Raw genomic sequence first — 21,049 nt, forward strand, 5'->3', positions numbered from 1 at the left:
GCGGCCCCGGCCCCCATCGTCTCCGCCGAGATCACCGTCGAGGGGACGGGCGCCGTCGTCGCCGAGGCGAAGGCGGCTCCGGCGAAGAAGGCGGCCCCGGCCAAGAAGGCCGCCGCCAAGAAGACCGCCGCGCCGGCCAAGAAGACCGCCGCGAAGAAGACCACCTCCGCCAAGGCCGCCAAGGGCGGCGACGAGGAGCTGCTCGGCGACGAGGAGCTGCTCGAGGACGTCGCGCTGCCGGGCGACAAGGCCGAGGCCGAGGGCACCGCTCCGGAGGAGGAGTCGGAGGGCTTCGTCCTCTCCGACGACGACGAGGACGACGCGCCGGCCCAGCAGGTCGCCGTCGCCGGCGCCACCGCCGACCCGGTCAAGGACTACCTGAAGCAGATCGGCAAGGTCCCGCTGCTCAACGCCGAGCAGGAGGTCGAGCTCGCCAAGCGCATCGAGGCCGGCCTGTTCGCCGAGGACAAGCTCTCGGCCGCCGACAAGCTCGCCCCGAAGCTCAAGCGCGAGCTGGAGATCATCGCCGAGGACGGCCGCCGGGCCAAGAACCACCTGCTGGAGGCCAACCTCCGACTGGTGGTCTCGCTGGCCAAGCGCTACACCGGTCGCGGCATGCTCTTCCTGGACCTGATCCAGGAGGGCAACCTCGGTCTGATCCGTGCGGTCGAGAAGTTCGACTACACCAAGGGCTACAAGTTCTCCACCTACGCGACCTGGTGGATCCGCCAGGCGATCACCCGCGCCATGGCCGACCAGGCCCGCACCATCCGCATCCCGGTGCACATGGTCGAGGTCATCAACAAGCTGGCCCGCGTCCAGCGCCAGATGCTCCAGGACCTGGGCCGCGAGCCCACTCCGGAGGAGCTGGCCAAGGAACTCGACATGACCCCCGAGAAGGTCATCGAGGTCCAGAAGTACGGCCGCGAGCCGATCTCGCTGCACACCCCGCTGGGCGAGGACGGCGACAGCGAGTTCGGTGACCTGATCGAGGACTCCGAGGCGGTCGTCCCGGCCGACGCGGTCTCCTTCACCCTGCTCCAGGAGCAGCTGCACTCGGTGCTGGACACCCTGTCCGAGCGCGAGGCCGGCGTGGTCTCGATGCGCTTCGGTCTGACCGACGGCCAGCCGAAGACGCTCGACGAGATCGGCAAGGTGTACGGGGTCACCCGTGAGCGCATCCGCCAGATCGAGTCGAAGACCATGTCGAAGCTGCGCCACCCGTCGCGTTCCCAGGTGCTGCGCGACTACCTGGACTGATCGACCGCAGTACGCGTCGGAGGCCCGGAACCGCAACGGTTCCGGGCCTCCGGGCTGTTCGGGTACGGGCGGTCAGCGTCCGGGTGGTGCTTGTCGCTCTTCCGGGTGGTGGCGCGCCGGGGAGCGGCCACGTGGTGTAGTCGGTCACCTACGCTGTGCCGGTTGCCCGCCACCGAGCCGACTGGAGTCACGGTGCTGACCGACCCGGACCGCGTTGACCTGCCGACCCCCGCCCCGCTCCGGGACGACCCGACCGCGGCCCGGTCGGGCCGCCGCCGAGGCGCCGCCCTGCTGGCGCTGCTCGCCGCCGTACCCGTCCCGCTGGCAGCCCTCGGCACGGCCGGTCCGGCCGAGGCGCAGCGCCGGGTGGTCGGCGGCACCACCGCCCGGACCGCCGAGCACCCGTGGATCGTGGCGCTGTCCAGCCGCCAGCAGTTCGGCGTCGGCCGCTCCGGCCAGTTCTGCGGGGGAGCGCTCGTCACCCCGACCAAGGTGGTGACGGCCGCGCACTGCTTCTACGACGAGGGCAGGGGCCGGGTGGACCGGCCGGGCCTCAAGGTGGTCGTCGGCCGGGACGACATGCGTGGCTCGGCCGGCCGCGAGGTGGCGGTCAGGTCGGTCTGGGTCCACCCCGAGTACGACTTCGCCGCGAACATGAACGACGTCGCGGTGCTCACCCTCGCCGACTCCCAGGGCTCCCGGCCGGTGGTCGAGCTGGTCGGCCAGGGCGAGACCGAGCCGTACGTGCCCGGGACCACGGCGCAGGTGTACGGCTGGGGCGACACCACCGGGCGGGGCGACTACTCGCCGCTGCTTCGCAGGGTGGACGTGCCGATCGTCTCGGACCAGACCTGTGCGCACGCCTACCCGGGCGGGCCGGAGGGCAGGTTCGACGCCCGGGGCATGGTGTGTGCGGGGCAGGAGAAGGGCGGCAAGGACGCCTGCCAGGGCGACAGCGGCGGCCCGCTGATCGTCGGTGGACGGCTGGCCGGCCTGGTGTCCTGGGGGACGGGCTGCGCCGAGGCGGGCCACCCCGGCGTCTACACCCGGGTGTCCTCGGTCACGGACGCGGTGCGCTCGGTACTGTGAGCGTCGCTCCAGGTGAGCGGACGGTCACGTTCTGACGGATCGTCGGGCCGGGTGGGCCCGGAGTCGGCGAACGCGGAGGAACCGTCCGGAGAACAGTCCGGAGAACAGCGGAGCCGGGTGGCCGGCCCCCGAGGGGGTCGACCACCCGGCTCACCCGGTCGCGCGCGGTGCGCGGCCGGACACAGCTCGACGCTGGCTGCTGGTGGTGGCGCCTGTGATCAGCGCTCGTCGTCGGCGGCCGTGGTGGTGGTGGTGCTGGTGAGACGGCCGCTCTCGTCCTGTATCTCCACGGCGATCTTCTTGAGCTCGGGCTCGAACTTCCGGCCGTGGTGGGCACAGAAGAGCAGCTCTCCGCCGCTCGCGAGTACGACGCGCAGGTAGGCCTGGGCGCCGCAGCGGTCGCAGCGGTCAGCCGCGGTGAGCGGGCTCGCAGGGGTCAGAACAGTAGTCACGTCGCCTCTTCTCTAGCTCGACGAGCTGTCGTACCAGGGTCAACATCCAACCAGGCCGAAAACGTTCCCGCTCGTGGCTTTTCTTCTCTGAGGATTCTGCTGTGTCGATGAGGACGTGCCCCGGGCGCCGGTGGTTCATGCGTGCCGAATCCCGGGATCCGCCCATCGCTCGAACGCCCGATCGGGACCGGGCTCGAGGTCCGCGTAGCATAATCCTCTGCCGGGTTGGAGCATAAGCCCCGTCCCGCGCCCCGGTAGCCTGCATAACGGCAGTTCCGGAGCCTGCGCCGGGCCCCACGATCCGCCAGGACCGGTGGTACCGGGAGGAGATGGCGCCCCGGAGCCCGTTCGCGGGGGCGGTCCTTGTTCGCGCAGCGCGTACAAGCCGCGCGGGGCCGTCCCTTCGTGCTGTGCACCCGGCGCAGGGGTGCGGGCACGCAGGGCGACGACTGTCGGTGCGGCGTGCTGCACTGGCGGTTGGTCCGGATGCGTCCGGATGTGACCGATGAGACAGAACTTCACCGAACTTCACCGAGGAGAGTGCCGCGTGAGTGCCGAAACGACCGTGCCGTCCGCGCTGCTGGCCGGCGACGACGGTTCCAACTACACCGCGCGGCACCTGCTCGTCCTGGAGGGCCTGGAGGCGGTCCGCAAGCGCCCCGGCATGTACATCGGCTCCACCGACAGCCGCGGCCTGATGCACTGCCTCTGGGAGATCATCGACAACTCCGTCGACGAGGCGCTGGGCGGCCACTGCGACCGCATCGAGGTCCTGCTGCACCCCGACTCCTCGGTCGAGGTCCGCGACAACGGGCGCGGCATCCCGGTCGACGTCGAGCCCAAGACCGGGCTGTCCGGCGTCGAGGTCGTGATGACCAAGCTGCACGCCGGCGGCAAGTTCGGCGGCGGCTCCTACGCGGCCTCCGGCGGTCTGCACGGCGTCGGCGCCTCGGTGGTCAACGCGCTCTCCGCCCGGCTGGACGTCGAGGTCGACCGCGGCGGCCACACCCACGCGATCAGCTTCCGCCGCGGAACCCCCGGCATCTTCACCGAGGCGACCCCGGACGCGCCCTTCGAGCCCGCCAACGGCCTGACCAGGACCCGCAAAGTGCCGAAGACCCGCACCGGCACCCGGATCCGCTACTGGGCCGACCGGCAGATCTTCCTCAAGGACGCCCGGCTCTCCCTGGAGAACCTGCACAACCGCGCCCGGCAGACCGCCTTCCTCGTTCCCGGCCTGACCATCGTCGTGCGTGACGAACGGCTCACCGAGAGCGAGCAGATCGAGGAGTCGGTCTTCCACTACGACGGCGGCATCGCCGAGTTCTGCGAGTTCCTGGCCCCCGACAAGCCGGTCAGCGACGTGCTGCGGCTGCGCGGCGAGGGCACCTTCAAGGAGACCGTGCCGGTCCTGGACGACCTCGGCCACATGACCCCCACCGAGGTCACCCGCCACCTCGGGGTGGACATCGCGCTGCGCTGGGGCACCGGATACGACACCACCCTGCGCTCCTTCGTCAACATCATCGCCACCCCCAAGGGCGGCACCCACGTCACCGGCTTCGAGCGCTCGCTGGCCAAGACCGTCAACGAGGTGCTGCGCTCCAGCAAGCTGCTGCGCGTCGCCGAGGACGACATCACCAAGGACGACGCCACCGAGGGCCTCACCGCGGTGGTCACCGTCCGGCTCGCCGAGCCGCAGTTCGAGGGCCAGACCAAGGAGGTGCTCGGCACCTCGGCGGCCAACCGGATCGTCGCCGCCGTGGTCGCCAAGGAGCTCAAGGCCTTCCTCACCTCGGCCAAGAAGGACCAGAAGCAGCAGGCCAGGGCGGTGCTGGAGAAGGTCGTCGCGGCCGCCCGCACCCGGGTCGCGGCCCGCCAGCACAAGGAGGCCCAGCGCCGCAAGACCGCGCTGGAGACCAGTTCGCTGCCCGCCAAGCTGGCCGACTGCCGCAGCGACGACGTGGACCGCAGCGAACTGTTCATCGTCGAGGGGGACTCCGCGCTCGGCACCGCCAAGCTCGCCCGCAACTCCGAGTTCCAGGCGCTGCTGCCGATCCGCGGCAAGATCCTCAACGTGCAGAAGGCCTCGGTGAGCGACATGCTCAAGAACGCCGAGTGCGCCGCGATCATCCAGGTGATAGGAGCCGGCTCCGGCCGGACCTTCGACATCGACCAGGCCCGCTACGGCCGGGTCATCTTCATGGCCGACGCCGACGTCGACGGCTCGCACATCCGCACCCTGCTGCTGACCCTCTTCCACCGCTACATGCGGCCGATGGTCGAGCAGGGCCGGGTCTTCGCCGCCGTGCCGCCGCTGCACCGGATCGAGCTCACCAACCCCAAGCGCGGCCAGGAGAAGTACCACTACACCTACTCCGACGCCGAACTGCGCTCCACCCTGCTGGAGTTCCAGCGCAAGAACCAGCGCTGGAAGGAGCCGGTGCAGCGCTACAAGGGTCTGGGCGAGATGGACGCCGACCAGCTGGCCGAGACCACCATGGACCCGCGCCACCGCACGCTGCGCCGGATCAACCTGGGCGACCTGGAGCAGGCCGAGAAGATCTTCGACCTGCTGATGGGCAACGACGTCGCCCCGCGCAAGGAGTTCATCGTGGACTCGGCGGCCACCCTGGACCGCTCGCGCATCGACGCCTGACGCGTCCGAGGCGTCTGGGGCGTCCGTGGCGTCTGACACGTCCGAGGCGCCTGGGGCGTCCGTGGCGCCTGCACGCACCCGAGCGCGCCTGACGCGCCCGAACGCGCCTGACGCGCCCGAACGCGGCGAGGGCCCTCCACCCACGGGTGGAGGGCCCTCGTGCCGTCGGTTCCACCCGCGGTCCACCCCGGCTCCGATCAGCCGAGGACGCCGGATCCGTAGCGTCGGAGAGGTCAGCGACAAGCCTCTCCTCGGGACGGAGGACCTCCGATGAGTGCCGTAGCCAACCTCCTCGTGATCGCCGTGGTGGTGGTCCTGGTGGTCCAGCGCCAGATGCGCGTCCAGCGCCTGGACACCGAGCGCCGCTTCTGGCTGCTGCCGCTGATCCTGGGCGTGCTCGCGCTGCGCGACCCGCAGCTCATCGACCACGAGCACGCCGCCGTCTCCACCGCACTGCTGGCCGCCGGTCTGGTCGCCGTGCTCGGGATGGGCACCGTCTGGGGCTGGACCGTACGGATCTGGAGGGCCGCCGACGGCTCCGTCCTGCTGAAGGGCACCAAGGCCACCGTGGCCGCCTGGGGCGGGATGATCGCCATCCGGATCGGCCTGTACGCGATCGGCTCGGCCCTGCACGTCCACCAGGCGGGCAGCTCGCTGCTGCTCGGCATGGCGGTCCTGCTGCTGGTCCGCTCGCTCGTGGTGAACTGGAGGGCCCGGGCGCTGGAACACGCGCAGGCGACCGCCCGACTGCACTGATCCGCCGCCGTGAGGACCGAGGAGGCACCCGTGGCCGGGTGGTACTGGACCCGCTGGCCGTCCCGGGAGGGGCTGGAGCGCGAGGCCGAGAGCCGGCCGCGGCGGGTCCTCACCGTGTTCGGCCGGACCGTCCTGCTGGCCGTCGTCACCTGGGGGACCTTCGCCGACGGCAAGTACACCGGTTGGGCGGCGGCGGTCGCGGCGGCCGGACTGGTCGCGGCCGTCGCACTCTGCGCGGTGTACCTGCGGGTCACCCGGGAGCAGCGCCCGGCGGCCTCCTACCTGGTGGCCGCCACCCTGGTCGGCGGCGCCTGGGCGGCGAACTGGGGGCTGGCCTACACGCTGGCCGACTTCCTCTGGATCGGGCTGGCCGTCACGGCTCTGGTCCGGCTCCCGCCCGCGCCCGCGCTGCTCACCGCGGCGGCCGCGCTGGGCTCGTACACGGCGGCCTCCCCCGCGAGCTGGCTCAGCGTCGCGGCCACCATCGGCGGTTCCGTCCTGATCGGCTTCCTGCTGCGGCTGGACATCGAGGCGCGCGGCACCTCCCGCCGGCTGCTCGCCCAGGAGCGCGCAGCCCGGGCAGCCGAGGCGGAGAGCGCGGCACTCGCCGAACGGGCCAGGATCGCCCGGGAGATCCACGACGTGCTCGCGCACAGCCTCTCCGCGCAGCTGGTCCACCTGGAGGCGGCCCGGCTGATGCTGGACGCCGGGACCGACCGCGGCCAGATCCGCGAACGGGTCGTCGCCGCCCGGCGGATGGCCCAGGACGGGCTGGCCGAGACCCGGCAGGCGCTGTCCGCGCTGCGCGGGGAACTGACCCCGGTCGGCGAGTTCCTGGTGGAGCTGACCGAGCGCGAACGGGCCGTCCTCACCGTCACCGGCACGCCCCGGCCGCTCGCCGCCGAGGCCGCCCTCGCGGTGCGCCGCACCGCGCAGGAGGCGGTCACCAACGTCCGCAAGCACGCGCCGGGTGCCCGCTGCTCCGTCGAACTGCGCTACCTGGACGGCGCGGTGGAGCTGGCGGTGCGCAACACCCGGGCGCCGCGCGGGGAGTCCTCCGGGGAGTTGGCCGACAGCGGCAGCGGGTACGGTCTGCTGGGGATGCGCGAACGCGCGGAACTGCTCGGCGGCACCCTGCTGGCGGGCCCGGAGGACGGAGGATGGCGCGTGGTGCTGAGGTTGCCGGCATGACCGGAGTGGTCACCAGGGTGCTGGTGGCGGACGACCAGACGGTGGTGCGCGAGGGCATCGTGATGCTGCTGGGGTTGCTGCCCGGCATCGAGGTGGTCGGCGCGGCGGCGGACGGGGAGGAGGCCGTCGCCCTGGTGGAGCGCCACCACCCGGACGTGGTGCTGATGGACCTGCGGATGCCGCGGGTGGACGGCGTCGAGGCGACCCGGCGGATCCGGGCCGCGCACCCGCGGACCGAGGTGGTCGTGCTCACCACCTACGCCGACGACGACTCGCTCTTCCCGGCACTGCAGGCCGGCGCACGCGGCTACCTCACCAAGGACGCCGGCGGCGAGGAGATCGCCAAGGCCATCGCGGACGTCCGCGCGGGCGCGGCCGGCCTCTCTCCGCAGGTCCAACTCCGCTTGCTGGAACGGCTTTCGGAGCACGGTACCCGGCCCGTGCCGCCCGTCGGGCCGTCCGTGCCGCCCGTCGAGCCGTCCGCGGCCCGCCCCGGTGAACTGCCGGACGGGTTGACCGCGCGGGAGGCCGAGGTGCTCGCGCTGATCGCCGAGGGACTGTCCAACGCCGAGATCGCCCAGCGGCTGTTCGTCAGCCAGGCCACCGTGAAGACCCACATCAACAACCTGTTCGCCAAGACCGCGGTGCGCGACCGGGCGCAAGCCGTCGCGTACGCCTTCCGACACGGAATCACCGGTACGCAGCAGTAGTCGGATGAGTGTCCGTCTGATGATCGATCACCTCATCGAGTGAAGGTATCTGCAATGGTCAGAGGCGGTCTCCGGCGGCCTCCATGATGGTTCGGGACAGAACGCCCCGCCCCGGTCCAGGAGCAGCAGTGCCACAGCAGCAGACGAGCAGTCCCGATCAGGGGCAGCGATTCGACTGGTGGGCCGTTCCGGCCGCCGCCACCGCCTCCGAGTCGGCCGCCGAGCCGATCCGGACGGCGGTACTGGCCCAGCCGACGGCCGCCCGTACCGCCCCCGACCGGCCGACGGCCGTCGACCCCGATCAGGTGTTCGCCCCCGATCGGGCCTTCGTGCCCGACCAGGCGTTCGCCCACGACTCGGCCTTCGCCCCCGATTCGGCCTTCGAGCCCGACTCGGCCTTCGCGCCGGAGCCGGAGCCCGCCGACGAGCCGGAGCCCGGGCCCGTCGCCGCGTACGAGCCGCCCGCCCCCGACAGCACCGAGGTCTACCGGGCCGTCCAGGCCAGCGCGGCCTTCCAGGAGATCCGCCGCAGCTACCGGGCGTTCGTCCTCCCGACCAGCTGTGCCTTCCTCTGCTGGTTCCTGGTCTACGTGGCCGCCCAGGCCGCCGCCCCCGTCGCGATGCGCAGCGAGGTGGCCGGGCCGATCAACGTGGCCTGGCTGCTCGGCCTGCTGCAGTTCGCCTCCACCTTCCTGCTCGCCTGGCTCTACGCCCGCAACGCCCGGACCAAGCGCGACCGCGCGGCCCTCGGCCTGCGCTGGGACACCCAGGACCAGCTCCGATGACCACCTTGACGACCATGACCACCGTGCTGACCACCACGACATGGCGATCGCGCTGTTCGCCGTCGTCGTCGTGGTGACCCTCGGCATCACCCTCTGGGTCGGCCGCCAGGGCAACGCCGCCGAGGACTTCTACGCCGGCGGCCGCGACTTCACCCCGCTGCAGAACGGCTTCGCCCTCTCCGGCGACTACCTGTCCGCCGCCTCCTTCCTCGGCGTCGCCGGGCTGATCGCGCTGTACGGCTACGACGGCGTGCTCTACAGCATCGGCTTCCTGGTCGCCTGGCTGGTCGTACTGATGCTGGTCGCCGAACTCGTCCGCAACGCCGGGCGGTACACCCTCGCCGACGTGCTCGCACTGCGGCTGCGCCACCGCAAGGTGCGCGCGGCGGCCGGCGGCGCCAGCGTCATGGTGACCCTGCTCTACCTGGTCGCCCAGATGGTCGGCGCCGGTTCGCTGGTGGCCCTGCTGCTCGGCACCGGCAGCCCGCACGCCCGGACCTGGACCATCGTCGCGGTCGGCGCCCTGATGATCGTCTACGTCACGATCGGCGGGATGCGGGCCACCACCTGGATCCAGATCGTCAAGGCCTTCCTGCTGACCGCCGGCTCGGTGCTGCTCACCGTGCTGCTGCTGGTCCGCTTCCACGGCGACGTCTTCGAGCTGATGCGCCAGGCCGCCGACCACAGCGGCGCCGGGGCCCGCTACCTCGAACCCGGCCTCAAGTACGGTGCCACGCTCACCAGTCGGCTGGACTTCTTCAGCCTGGGCCTGGCCCTGGTGCTGGGCACCGCCGGCCTGCCGCACATCCTGTCCCGCTTCTACACCGTGCCCACCGCGCGGGCCGCCCGCCGCTCCACGATGTGGGCGATCGGGCTGGTCGGCGGCTTCTACCTGATGGCCATCGTGCTCGGGCTCGGCGCCACCGCGCTGGTCGGCTCGGCCGAGGTGCGGCACGCCAACTCGGCCGGGAACACCGCCGTTCCGCTGCTCGCCCTGGTGCTGGGCGGCGGCAACGGCAGCACCGGCGGGGCGGTGCTGTTCGCGCTGATCTCGGCGATCGCCTTCGCCACCATCCTGGCCGTGGTCGCCGGGCTGACCCTGGCCTCCTCGGCGGCCTTCGCCCACGACATCTGGGCCGGTGCCTGGCGCGGCCGTCCGCGCACCCGCCGGGGCCGGATCATGGAGCGGCCCAGTGAGCAGCAGGAGGTGGTGGTCGCCCGGTTCGCCGCCGCCGGGATCGGCGCGGCCGCGATCGTGATCAGCCTGTTCGCCCAGCAGCTGAACGTCGCCTTCCTGGTCGGTCTGGCCTTCGCGGTGGCGGCCTCCTCGAACCTGCCGGTGCTGCTGTACAGCCTGTTCTGGTCGCGGTTCACCGCGCGCGGCGCGGTCTGGTCGGTGTACGGCGGGCTGATCCCGGCGATCACCCTGGTGTTCTTCTCGCCCGTGGTCTCCGGTTCCAAGGAAGCGCTGTTCCCCGCCATCGACTTCCACTGGTTCCCGCTGGAGAACCCCGGCATCATCTCCATCCCGCTCGGCTTCCTGGCCGGCTGGATCGGGACCCTCATCTCGACCGAGCCGGCCGACCCGGACCGCTTCGCCGAGCTGGAGGTGCGCGCCCTCACCGGTGCGGGCGCGGCCTAGGGCTCTGTCCGAGCGTCGCGTCCCGGGGAACCCCGGCGGGCCTGGGGCCGCCGGGGTTCCCCCCTGTCCGGCCCCGGGCCCGCCGGCCGGTCAGGCCCGGGCGGCCAGTCCGTAGCGGTGCTCCGGGCGACCGGTGTCGCCGTAGCGCAGGGTCAGCCGCAGCCGGCTGTCCCGCTCCAGCTGCTTGAGGTAGCGCTGGGCGGTCGACCGGCTCAGCCCGGTGGCGTCGGCGACCTCCTGGGCGGACAGCGGCCGGCCGGCCCGGCGCAGCACGCCCAGCACCAGGTCGGTGGTGGGCGCCGAGTGCCCCTTGGGCAGGGACCCGGCCGGGGCGGAGACGCTGCGCAGGGTCGCGAACAGCCGGTCCACCTCGTCCTGGCCGGCCTCCCGGGCCGGTGCGGACAGCGCGTGCCGCAGCTGCGCGTACGAGACCAGCTTCTCCCGCAGCCCGGCGAAGGTGAACGGCTTGACCAGGTACTGCAACGCGCCGTGCTGCATCGCGGCGTGCACGGTGGAGACGTCCCGGGCGGCGGTCACCATCATCACGTCGCAGGCCACCTGACGCTCCCGCAGCCGGCGGACCAGGGCGAGGCCGGTCTCGTCCGGCAGGTGGTGGTCGAGCAGCAGCAGGTCCACCGGGCGGCGTTCCAGCGCGGCCAGCGCCTCCCCGGCCGAGTGCGCGGTGCCCGTCACCCGGAAGCCCGGCACCTTGGCCACGTACGCGGCGTGCACGTCCGCGACCCGGAAGTCGTCGTCCACCACGAGTACGTCGATCATCACGCCTCCACGAGCTGAGCGGTGAGCAGGGCCTCGGGCAGCTCGACGGTGAACCGGGCGCCGCCGAGCGGGCCGGTGTCGAGCACGATCCGGCCGCCGGTCCGTTCGACCAGCCGCCGCACCATCGCCAGGCCCAGCCCGCGCGGGCGGTGCGCGGGCGCGTCCTTGCTGGTCCACCCCTCCTCGAAGACCTGCTCGCGCAGCTCCTCCGGTACGCCCGGGCCGCTGTCCGCGACCTGCAGCAGCAGGGTGGAGCCGGCCGCGGCCAGGCTCACCTCCACGCCGCCCCCGCCGGGCGCCAACGCGTCCACCGCGTTGTCGATCAGGTTGCCGAGCACCGTCACCAGCGCCCGGGTGTCCACCACGGTGTCCGGCAGGTGCGCCGCCGGGGCGAGCGCCAACCGCACCCCACGTTCGCCGGCCACGGCCGTCTTGCCCGCCAGCAGGGCGGCGACGTGCGGGTCCCGTACCCGTTCGGCGATCCCGGCGGCGACCACGGCGTGCGAGCCGGACTGCTCGGAGATGAAGGCCACCGCCTGTTCGTGGCGGCCGAGTTCGAGCAGGCCGAGCAGGGTGTGCATCCGGTTGGCGTGCTCGTGGTCCTGGGCGCGCAGCGCCTCGGTCAGGCTGCGGGTGGTGTCCAGCTCGCGGACCAGGGACTCCAGCTCGGTGCGGTCGCGCAGCGTCACCACCGCACCGCCCTCGGCGGTGGTCATCCGGTTCACCACCAGCACCCGGTCGTCCCGGACGGCGGGCAGGTCGGCGCCGGTGATCCGCCCGGTGAGCACGTCGGCCAGCCGGCCCGGGGGCAGCACCTCGTCGATCGGGCGGCCGGTGCGGTCCTCGGGCAGGCCGAGCAGCCGGATCGCCTCGTCGTTGGCCAGCCGGATGCGGCCGCGCTCGTCGAGGGCGACCATGCCCTCGCGGATGCCGTGCAGCATCGCCTCGCGTTCGACCAGCAGCGCGGAGATGTCGGCCAGCGCGATGTTGTGGGTGCGGCGCTTGAGCCGACGGGCCAGGGCGAGGGTGGCCACCGTTCCGGCGGCCAGGCCGGCACCGGCGCACAGCAGGATGCCGGTGAGCATCTTCAGCAGGCGGCGGCGGATCGAGTCGTCGCTGATGCCGACCGACACCTCGCCGACGATCCGGCCGTCCGCCGCGCGCAGCGGGACCTTGCCGCGGGCGGTGCGGCCCAGGGTGCCCTCCTGGATGGCGGTGACGCTGCGGCCGTTGAGGGCCGGTTCGGGGTCGGTGCTGACCCGGTGGCCGATCCGGCCCGGGTCGGTGTGGGAGAGGCGGATCCCGTCCAGGTCGGTGACCACGACGAAGCTGGCGCCGGTGGCCAGGCGGATCTGCTCGGCGTTGCGCTGAGCGGTCACCACGTCGCGGATGTCGGCGGCCCGGGCGATCGACTCGTCGGTGGCGGTGGCCTGGGCGATGGACAGCGCCCGCTGCATCGCGTCGTGGTCCAGCTCGCTGCTGACCGGGGCCAGGAACAGTCCGGCGGTGACGGCGGTGACGCCGACGGTGACGACGGTCTGGCTCAGCAGCAGCTGGGCGAAGACCCGGCGGGGCCAGCGGGGGAGCTTCATCCGGGCCTCCTCTCGGTGGGGTGCGGGGAGGGTGGCTCTTCGTCCCCGCAGTTGTAGCGGAAGCAAAAGGAGCAGAACACCCCTCAATGCGGAGAAGTCGCACTACGCGAAGAAGGCTCCCGCCGGGGCGGGGCCCGCTCCTACCTTCCTGGGGCAAGCACTGACCCGGGAGGATTGCATGACTGACACCCCGGCGATCGAGCTGACCGGCGCGACCAAACGCTTCCGCACCCCGTCGGGGGCGCTGCACACCGCCGTCCGCGATCTCGATCTGACCGTCGCCCAGGGCGAGTTCGTCGCCGTCGTCGGGCCCACCGGCTGCGGCAAGTCCACCACGCTGACCCTGGTCAGCGGTCTGGAGGAGCCCACCGAGGGCGAGGTCCGGGTGTACGGCGAGCCCGTGCGCGGGATCGACCCGAAGGTCGGGTTCGTCTTCCAGCAGGACGCCGTCTTCCCCTGGCGCACCGTCCTGTCCAACGTGATGGCCGGGCCGCGCTTCCGCGGCGTGCCCACCGTCGAGGCCAGGGACCGGGCCCGGGACTGGCTGGGAAGGGTCGGCCTGGCCGCGTTCGAGGACCGCTACCCGCACCAGCTGTCCGGCGGCATGCGCAAGCGCGTCGCACTCGCCCAGACCTTCGTCAACGACCCGTCGATCCTGCTGATGGACGAGCCGTTCTCGGCGCTGGACGTGCAGACCCGCGCCCTGATGTCCGACCAGCTGCTGGAGCTGTGGGCGGGAACGGGCTCCTCGGTGGTGTTCGTCACCCACGACCTGGACGAGGCCATCGCGCTCGCCGACCGGGTCGTCGTGATGACCGCCGGGCCCGCCACCGTCAAGGAGATCTTCACCGTCGACCTGCCACGACCGCGCACCGTGGAGGCCGTCCGGCTGGAACCGAGGTTCGTCGAGCTGTACCGCGAGATCTGGGCCTCGCTCGGCGAAGAGGTGCGCATCACCCGGGAGAGAGGAGCGGGTCGTGCCGCTTGAGACCGCAGGGACCGTGGCCGGAAGAGCCCCGGTCGTCACGACGAGGACCGAGGCCCGCGAACGGGCCGCCCGCAACCGCAGGTTGGGCGTCTACGCGGCCCGGGCCGGAGTGCTGGTCGCCTTCCTCGGGCTGTGGGAGGTGTGCGCCCGCACGGACGTCATCGATCCGTTCAACTTCTCGCAGCCGTTGAGGATCTGGGACCAGATCTGGCAGTGGATCACCCACGGCACCGCGCAGGGCTCGCTCGGCGAGCAGATCGGCTACACCCTGTACGAGGCGCTCAGCGGCTGGGTGATCGGCGTGATCGGCGGTGTGCTGCTGGGCATCGCGCTGGGCCGGATCCGCTTCCTGGCCGATGTGTTCGGGCCGTACATCAAGGTGCTCAACGCCATCCCCCGAATCGTGCTCGCCCCGATCTTCCTGATCTGGTTCGGCCTCGGCCCGGCCTCCAAGGTCGCCTCCGCGGTGGTCCTGGTGTTCTTCCCGGTGTTCTTCAACGCCTTCCAGGGCGCCCGCGAGGTGGACCGCAACCTCGTCGCCAACGCCCGCATCCTCGGCGCCGACAACCGCAAGGTCACCCTCCAGGTGGTCATCCCCGCCGCCACCACCTGGATCTTCACCAGCCTGCACGTCAGCTTCGGCTTCGCGCTGATCGGCGCGATCGTCGGCGAGTACATCGGTGCCACCAAGGGCCTCGGCCTGCTGGTCGCCGCCGCCCAGGGCACCTTCAACGCGGCCGGCGTGTACGCCGCCATGACCATCCTCGCCGTGGTCGCGTTGCTGACCGAGGGGCTGCTGACCTACGCCGAGAAGAAGCTCTTCCGCTGGAAGCCCGCGGACGCGGGCGACGGCCGCTGACCCCCTCCCCCCCCGGAGCCGAAGCCAGCAGCCGAAGCCCGTAGCCGAGAAGTCCGTACCAGAGAAGCCAGAGAGGCCCCCACCCATGCGCCCGAACTCGACCCCCAGAGTCGCTGCCGCCGCCCTCGCCGCCGCCCTGCTCCTCCCGCTCTCCGCGTGCGCCAACGACGCCGCCACCTCCACCCACGGCGCCGCCGCCCCGGCCGGCCGGCAGGTCGACGGGCCCAAGGTCAAGATCATGGTCGGCGGCCTGGACAAGGTCATCTACCTGCCCGCGATGCTCACCCAACGGCTCGGCTACTTCGCCGACGCCGGCGTCAACGTCGAGCTGATGAGCGAGCCGGCCGGCGTCAACGCCACCACCGCGCTGCTGGCCGGCGACGTCCAGGGCGCCGTCGGCTTCTACGACCACACCATCGACCTCCAGGCCAAGGGCAAGAACGTCGAGTCCGTGGTGCAGTTCGCCCAGGCACCCGGAGAGGTCGAACTCGTCTCCACCAAGCAGGCCGACGCCATCAGGTCCGGCGCCGACTTCAAGGGCAGGAAGCTCGGCGTCACCAGCGTCGGCTCCTCGACCGACTTCCTCACCAAGTACCTCGCGGTCAAGAACGGCACCGCCGTCAGCGAGTTCAGCCCGATCGCGGTCGGCGCCGGCCAGACCTTCGTCGCCGCGCTGCAGCAGGGCAGCATCGACGCCGGGATGACCACCGACCCGACCGTCGCCAACGTCCTCGACAAGGGCCTCGGCAAGATCCTCTACGACATGCGCACCCCCGAGGGCTCGCGCCAGGCGCTCGGCGGGCTCTACCCGTCCTCCGCGCTGTACATGAACACCGACTGGGTGGAGAAGAACAGGGACACCACCCAGAAGCTCGCCAACGCCTTCGTGAAGACCCTCAAGTGGATGTCCACCCACAGCCCCGAGGAGATCGCCGCGCAGATGCCCGCGGACTACGCGCAGGGCGGCGCCGAGCAGTACGCGGCGGCGATCAAGTCGACCCTGCCGATGTTCACCACGGACGGGGTGATGCCCGCCGACGGCCCGAAGACGGTGCTCGCGGTGCTCGCCGCCTTCCACCCGGACGTCAAGGGCAAGGAGGGGACGATCGACCTCTCCCGGACGTACACCACGGAGTTCGTCGGCAAGGCCGCCGGCTGACGCCCCCGCAGCCCGACGGTCCCGCGCTCACCCCCACGGGCGCGGGGCCGCCGCACGTCCCGTGTTCAGAGGCCCCGCACGGAGAGCGCGTCCATCCGCGACGGCGTCCCGGCGGCCTTGCCGCAGCTCTCCGGACGCGGCGGCTCGCTCACCGTCTCGATCACGTCCACCTCCCAGGCCCGGCCGTCCCGGTGCAGTACGCCGACCAGCCAGCGGCCCTCGCCGTCCGGCCGCTGTGCCAGCGTCAGCACGTCCACCGCGGTCTCGCCGGTCGCCAGCCGCACCGCGTGCTCGGCCGCCTGGCCCGGACGGTCCCAGCCCGAGCAGCCCCGCGACCACTCCGGCACCATGTGCCCGGCCGCCGTCGCCGCCAGTACCTCCTTGGCGGTCTCCGGCGTCAGCCGCCCGTACGCGTAGCCGTACGGCAGCACCAGCATGGTGGGGGAGAAGCGGTGCCCGCCCAGGTGCGTCACCTCCCACACCTCGCTGTGCCCGGCCGCCGCCAGCTCCGCGGCGAGCGGACGGCCCAGCAGCGCGCAGCAGCGGTCCCGGCGGCCGTTGGTGCACACCAGTGCCACCGGGCCGCCGACGTGCTCCACCCCGAGTCCGGTGTGGTCCCCGGCCCCCAGCGCCGCGAAGTCCAGCTCGAGCAGCTCCGCCGGATCCGCCACCTCCACCCGGCGCACCCAGCCGCGGCCCGGCACCGTGTGCGCCACGATCACCTCGTGCCGCGCGGTCGGCAGGCAGTCCGCGTGCCGACCGGGCCGGCGGATCAGCGCCACCCGCACCCCGGTGCCCGCCGCGGCCGCCTCCAGGGCCCGCCCGGTCGCCTCGTCCAGGTGGCTCTCGGTCAGCGCCTTCGCGCCCCACGGGCCGTTCTGCTCCACCAGCAGCCAGGTGGTCGCCACCGCCGCGGTCGCGGCCAGCGGCTCCGAAAGTTCACGCGACACGGTCGCACAGGTGCTCACCCGCGCAAGGCTACCCCCGGCGGTTCGGACCGGCCCGGGAACGGCCGAGTGCCGGAACGGACCGGCCCGGGAACGGCCGAGGGCGAGAACAGACCGGCCCGGGAACGGCCGAGGGCGGGGCACCCGCAGGCACCCCGCCCTCCGAAGGAAGCCGCTACGCCGGGCCGGCCACCACCGCGACCGGCGTGGTCACCGGGGTGCCCGAGCCGTCGCGGCGCGGGTCGCGCTCCGGCAGGTCGACCGGGGCGCCCTTGGCCGTGGCGGCACGGGCGGGGGCGGCACCGGCCCAGGCGAAGGCCAGGCCGTCCTCGCCGCGCAGGAAGCGCTGGCAGCGCACCCCGCCGGTCGCCCGGCCCTTGCGCGGGTACTGCTCGAACGGCGTGACCTTCCAGGACGTCTGCTCGTCGCCGGACAGGGTGCCCGAGGCGGCCGCCACCGTGACCACCACCGCGTCCGCCGCCGGATCCACCGCCGTGAACGACAGCACCCGGGCGCCGTCCGACAGCTTGACGCCGGCCATGCCGCCCGCCGGGCGACCCTGCGGACGGACCTGGCCCGCCGGGTAGCGCAGCAGCTGGGCGTCCGAGGTGATGAAGACCAAGTCCTCCTCGCCGGTGCGCAGTTCGACCGCGCCCACCAGCTCGTCACCCTCCTTGAGGGCGATCACCTCGAACTCGTCCTTGTTCGCCGGCCACTCCGGCACCACCCGCTTCACCACACCCTGCACCGTGCCCAGCGCCAGCCCCGGCGAGGACTCGTCCAGCGTGGTCAGCCCCAGCACCCGCTCGCCGGCCTCCAGCCGCAGGAACTCGCCCACCGCGGCACCACCCGCCAGCGTCGGCGACGGCATCGGCGGCAGCGCCGGCAGGTCGATCACCGGCAGCCGCAGCACCCGGCCCGCCGACGTCACCACACCCACGTCCGCCCGCGCCGTCGCGTGCACCGCCGACACGATCACATCGTGCTTCGCCCGCTTCTCCGACGGCTCGAACGGCTCCCCGTCCGCCGTCCGCGCCAGCAGCCCCGTCGAGGACAGCAGCACCCGGCACGGATCGTCCGCCACCTCCAGCGGCACCGACAGCGCCGCCGACGGCACCGCCCCCGCCTCCAGCAGCACCGTGCGCCGCTCCGTCCCGAACTGCTTGGACACCGCGCCCAGTTCGGAGGAGACCACGCTGCGCAGCTTGGCGTCCGACTCCAGGATCTCGGTCAGCTCCGCGATCTCCGAGTTGAGCTTCTCCTGCTCCTGCTCCAGCTCCACGCGGTCGAACCGGGTCAGCCGCCGCAGCGGGGTGTCCAGGATGTACGCCGTCTGCGTCTCCGACAGCGAGAAGCGCTCCATCAGGCGTTCCTTCGCCTGCTGGGCGTTGTCACTCGACCGGATGATCGCGATGACCTCGTCGATGTCGAGCAGGGCCACCAGCAGGCCCTCGACCAGGTGCAGCCGCTCCTCGCGCTTGCGCCGGCGGAAGTCGCTGCGTCGGCGCACCACGGTGAAGCGGTGGTCGACGTAGACCTCCAGCAGCTCCTTCAGCCCCAGCGTCAGCGGCTGCCCGTCCACCAGCGCCACGTTGTTGATGCCGAAGGTCTCCTCCATCGGCGTCAGCTTGTACAGCTGCTCCAGCAGCGCCTCCGGCACGAAGCCGTTCTTGACCTCGATCACCAGCCGCAGCCCGTGCTCGCGGTCGGTCAGGTCCTTGACGTCCGCGATGCCCTGCAGCTTCTTCGCGTTGACCAGGTCCTTGATCTTGGAGATGACCTTCTCCGGGCCGACGTTGTACGGCAGCTCGGTGACCACGATGCCCTTGCGGCGCGCCGTGACCGACTCCACCGTCGTCGTCGCCCGGATCTTGAACGTGCCGCGGCCCGACTCGTACGCGTCCCGGATCCCCGACAGGCCCACGATCCGCCCGCCCGTCGGCAGGTCCGGACCGGGGACGAACCGCATCAGCGTGTCCAGGTCCGCGTTCGGGTGCTTGATCAGGTGCCGGGCCGCCGCCACCACCTCGGACAGGTTGTGCGGCGGCATGTTCGTCGCCATGCCCACGGCGATGCCCGTCGCGCCGTTCACCAGCAGGTTCGGGAACGCGGCCGGCAGCGCCAGCGGCTCCTGCTCGCTGCCGTCGTAGTTCGGGCCGAAGTCGACGGTGTCCTCGTGGATCGACTCCACCATCGCCATCGACGCGGCCGTCAGCCGCGACTCGGTGTAGCGCATCGCGGCCGGCGGGTCGTCGTTGCCCAGCGAACCGAAGTTGCCGTGCCCGTCGATCAGCGGCAGCCGCATCGAGAACGGCTGGGCCATGCGCACCACGGAGTCGTAGATCGACGCGTCGCCGTGCGGGTGCAGCCGGCCCATCACCTCGCCCACCACCCGGGCGCACTTCACGTGCGCGCGGTCCGGGCGAAGGCCCATCTCGTTGGCCTGGTACAGGATCCGGCGGTGCACCGGCTTCAGACCGTCCCGCGCGTCGGGCAGCGCACGCGAGTAGATCACCGAGTAGGCGTACTCCAGGAAGGAGCCCTGCATCTCGTCCACGACGTCGACGTCGAGGATCCGCTCCTCGAAGTCTCCGGGCGGCGGGGTCTGCGAACTGCGGCGGGCCATCGCGGCGGGGCTCCCTTACGTGTCGCTGGCTGTGTCTCGGTCGGTCGTGTGTCGTTCGTTCGGGCGGCCTTCGCCGCCCCGCCGTCGGTCCCGTCAACCGGAGGCGGTCAACAGGGCGCGGCGCCCCCATTGTGGACCCTCGCGCCGACACTCCCGGTCAGCGGCCCTCTTCCGCCCCTGGCGAACGCCCCGTCCGCGCGGACACATCCGGGGCGCCCGCGCGTTGCACCACAATGGGGGACGCCACACGAACCCCGACATCGACGACGGGAAGGACCCGAGCGCATGGCCAACCCGGCCCCCGCCTCCAGCCGAGGCATCGCCATCACCGAGCACCGCCTGGCCAACGGCCTGCGCGTCGTCCTCTCCGAGGACCACCTCACCCCGGTCGCAGCGGTCTGCCTCTGGTACGACGTGGGCTCCCGGCACGAGGTCAAGGGCCGCACCGGCCTCGCCCACCTCTTCGAGCACCTGATGTTCCAGGGCTCCGCCAACGTGTCCAACAACGGGCACTTCGAACTCGTCCAGGGCGCCGGCGGCTCGCTCAACGGCACCACGAGCTTCGAGCGCACCAACTACTTCGAGACCATGCCCGCCCACCAGCTGGAGCTCGCCCTCTGGCTGGAGGCCGACCGGATGGGCTCGCTGCTCGCCGCCCTCGACGAGACGTCCATGGAGAACCAGCGCGACGTCGTCAAGAACGAGCGCCGCCAGCGCTACGACAACGTCCCGTACGGCACCGCCTTCGAGAAGCTCACCGCGCTCTCCTTCCCCGACGGCCACCCGTACCACCACACCCCGATCGGCTCGATGGCCGACCTCGACGCCGCCACGCTGGAGGACGCCCGCGCGTTCTTCCGCACCTACTACGCGCCCAACAACGCCGTCCTGTCCGTCGTCGGCGACATCGACCCCGAGCGGACCATCGCCTGGGTCGAGAAGTACTTCGGCTCCATCCCCGCCCACGACGGCAAGCAGCCCCCGCGCTCGGGCGAACTGCCCGAGACCATCGGCCGCGAGCTGCGCGAGCGGATCGACGAGGACGTCCCCTCCCGCGCCCTGATGGCCGCCTACCGGCTGCCGCACGACGGCACCCGGGAGGCCGACGCCGCCGACCTCGCCCTCACCATCCTCGGCAGCGGCGAGTCCAGCCGCCTCTACAACCGGCTCGTCCGCCGCGACCGCACCGCCGTCGCGGCCGGTTTCGGCCTGCTCCGCCTGGCCGGCGCCCCCAGCCTCGGCTGGCTCGACGTCAAGACCTCCGGCGACGCCACCATCGAGCAGATCGACGCCGCCGTGGACGAGGAGCTCGCCCGCTTCGCCGCCGAGGGCCCGACCCCCGAGGAACTGGAGCGGGCCCAGGCGCAGATCGAGCGCGAGTGGCTCGACCGGCTCACCACCGTGGCCGGCCGCGCCGACGAACTCTGCCGCTACGCCGTCCTGTTCGGCGACCCCAAGCTGCTGAACGAAGCCCTCCCCAAGGTCCTCGACGTCACCGCCGAAGAGGTCCAGGCCGTCGCCAAGGCCCGGCTCCACCCCGACAACCGGGCCGTCCTC

General features: G+C 72.3%; 17 protein-coding genes. 12 read left to right on the plus strand and 5 right to left on the minus strand.

The window, feature by feature from the left end; genetic code table 11:
• Together J0670_RS06710 and J0670_RS06715 are read left to right on the plus strand one after the other, a co-directional pair.
• Positions 1-1,260, plus strand: a 1,260-nt coding sequence (locus tag J0670_RS06710; RefSeq protein ID WP_243436621.1) for an RNA polymerase sigma factor, incomplete at its 5' end; no start/stop codon positions are given.
• A 162-nt stretch (positions 1,261-1,422) separates the two neighbouring features.
• Entirely contained in the window at positions 1,423-2,349 is a 927-nt protein-coding gene (locus J0670_RS06715; protein WP_243436623.1) for a trypsin-like serine protease, read from the plus strand.
• Between the two features lie 218 nt (positions 2,350-2,567).
• On the opposite strand, the gene J0670_RS06720 is transcribed toward J0670_RS06715, so the two are convergent.
• A complete protein-coding gene (locus J0670_RS06720) occupies positions 2,568-2,801 on the minus strand; it encodes a hypothetical protein (protein WP_207810459.1) in 234 nt (77 codons plus the stop codon).
• Positions 2,802-3,348: 547 nt separating this feature from the next.
• Here J0670_RS06720 and J0670_RS06725 point away from each other — a divergent pair.
• From J0670_RS06725 to J0670_RS06750, 6 genes are all read left to right on the plus strand, one after another.
• A complete protein-coding gene (locus J0670_RS06725) occupies positions 3,349-5,460 on the plus strand; it encodes a type IIA DNA topoisomerase subunit B (protein ID WP_207810460.1) in 2,112 nt (703 codons plus the stop codon).
• Between the two features lie 270 nt (positions 5,461-5,730).
• Positions 5,731-6,216 carry a CcdC protein domain-containing protein gene (locus J0670_RS06730; RefSeq protein ID WP_207810461.1) on the plus strand — a complete coding sequence of 162 codons (486 nt, stop codon included), beginning with the start codon at positions 5,731-5,733 and terminating at the stop codon, positions 6,214-6,216.
• A 30-nt stretch (positions 6,217-6,246) separates the two neighbouring features.
• A complete protein-coding gene (locus tag J0670_RS06735) occupies positions 6,247-7,407 on the plus strand; it encodes a sensor histidine kinase (protein ID WP_207810462.1) in 1,161 nt (386 codons plus the stop codon).
• Positions 7,404-8,117 carry a response regulator transcription factor gene (locus tag J0670_RS06740; protein ID WP_207810463.1) on the plus strand — a complete coding sequence of 238 codons (714 nt, stop codon included), beginning with the start codon at positions 7,404-7,406 and terminating at the stop codon, positions 8,115-8,117. Before J0670_RS06735 ends, J0670_RS06740 begins: the two co-directional genes overlap by 4 nt.
• A gap of 128 nt (positions 8,118-8,245) precedes the next feature.
• Complete coding sequence (locus J0670_RS06745) at positions 8,246-8,902, plus strand: DUF485 domain-containing protein (RefSeq protein WP_307806412.1); 657 nt, start codon at positions 8,246-8,248, stop codon at positions 8,900-8,902.
• A gap of 40 nt (positions 8,903-8,942) precedes the next feature.
• The gene (locus J0670_RS06750; RefSeq protein ID WP_207810464.1) at positions 8,943-10,544 is read left to right on the plus strand and encodes a cation acetate symporter; all 1,602 of its coding nucleotides are present in this window, start codon (positions 8,943-8,945) and stop codon (positions 10,542-10,544) included.
• Positions 10,545-10,634: 90 nt separating this feature from the next.
• Here the strand turns inward: J0670_RS06750 and J0670_RS06755 are convergent, their stop codons facing one another.
• Both J0670_RS06755 and J0670_RS06760 read right to left on the minus strand, forming a co-directional pair.
• Positions 10,635-11,321, minus strand: coding sequence for a response regulator (locus J0670_RS06755; RefSeq protein WP_207810465.1), 687 nt, complete (start codon positions 11,319-11,321; stop codon positions 10,635-10,637).
• Positions 11,321-12,913: a sensor histidine kinase gene (locus J0670_RS06760; protein ID WP_207810466.1), complete on the minus strand. Its 1,593-nt coding sequence runs from the start codon at positions 12,911-12,913 to the stop codon at positions 11,321-11,323. The genes J0670_RS06755 and J0670_RS06760 overlap by 1 nt, the downstream gene beginning before the upstream one ends.
• Positions 12,914-13,091: 178 nt before the next feature.
• On the opposite strand from J0670_RS06760, the gene J0670_RS06765 reads away from it, so the two are divergent.
• The 3 genes from J0670_RS06765 to J0670_RS06775 all read left to right on the plus strand — a co-directional run bounded on the left by J0670_RS06765 (position 13,092) and on the right by J0670_RS06775 (position 15,919).
• On the plus strand, positions 13,092-13,901 hold the full coding sequence (locus J0670_RS06765; protein WP_207810467.1) for an ABC transporter ATP-binding protein: 810 nt from the start codon (positions 13,092-13,094) through the stop codon (positions 13,899-13,901).
• A 13-nt stretch (positions 13,902-13,914) separates the two neighbouring features.
• Positions 13,915-14,760: an ABC transporter permease gene (locus tag J0670_RS06770; RefSeq protein ID WP_307806413.1), complete on the plus strand. Its 846-nt coding sequence runs from the start codon at positions 13,915-13,917 to the stop codon at positions 14,758-14,760.
• An 85-nt stretch (positions 14,761-14,845) separates the two neighbouring features.
• Positions 14,846-15,919 carry an ABC transporter substrate-binding protein gene (locus J0670_RS06775; protein WP_207810469.1) on the plus strand — a complete coding sequence of 358 codons (1,074 nt, stop codon included), beginning with the start codon at positions 14,846-14,848 and terminating at the stop codon, positions 15,917-15,919.
• A 65-nt stretch (positions 15,920-15,984) separates the two neighbouring features.
• Here the strand turns inward: J0670_RS06775 and J0670_RS06780 are convergent, their stop codons facing one another.
• A complete protein-coding gene (locus J0670_RS06780; protein WP_207810470.1) occupies positions 15,985-16,887 on the minus strand; it encodes a sucrase ferredoxin in 903 nt (300 codons plus the stop codon).
• Positions 16,888-17,041: 154 nt separating this feature from the next.
• Positions 17,042-19,492: a DNA topoisomerase (ATP-hydrolyzing) subunit A gene (locus tag J0670_RS06785; RefSeq protein WP_207810471.1), complete on the minus strand. Its 2,451-nt coding sequence runs from the start codon at positions 19,490-19,492 to the stop codon at positions 17,042-17,044.
• Between the two features lie 285 nt (positions 19,493-19,777).
• Between J0670_RS06785 and J0670_RS06790 the strand changes: the two genes are divergently transcribed.
• Positions 19,778-21,049 (plus strand): pitrilysin family protein (locus tag J0670_RS06790; RefSeq protein WP_207810472.1); only part of this gene is annotated, 1,272 nt, incomplete at its 3' end.

It is taken from the genome of Streptomyces sp. FH025 (assembly GCF_017427025.1).
Classification (GTDB): Bacteria; Actinomycetota; Actinomycetes; order Streptomycetales; family Streptomycetaceae; genus Kitasatospora.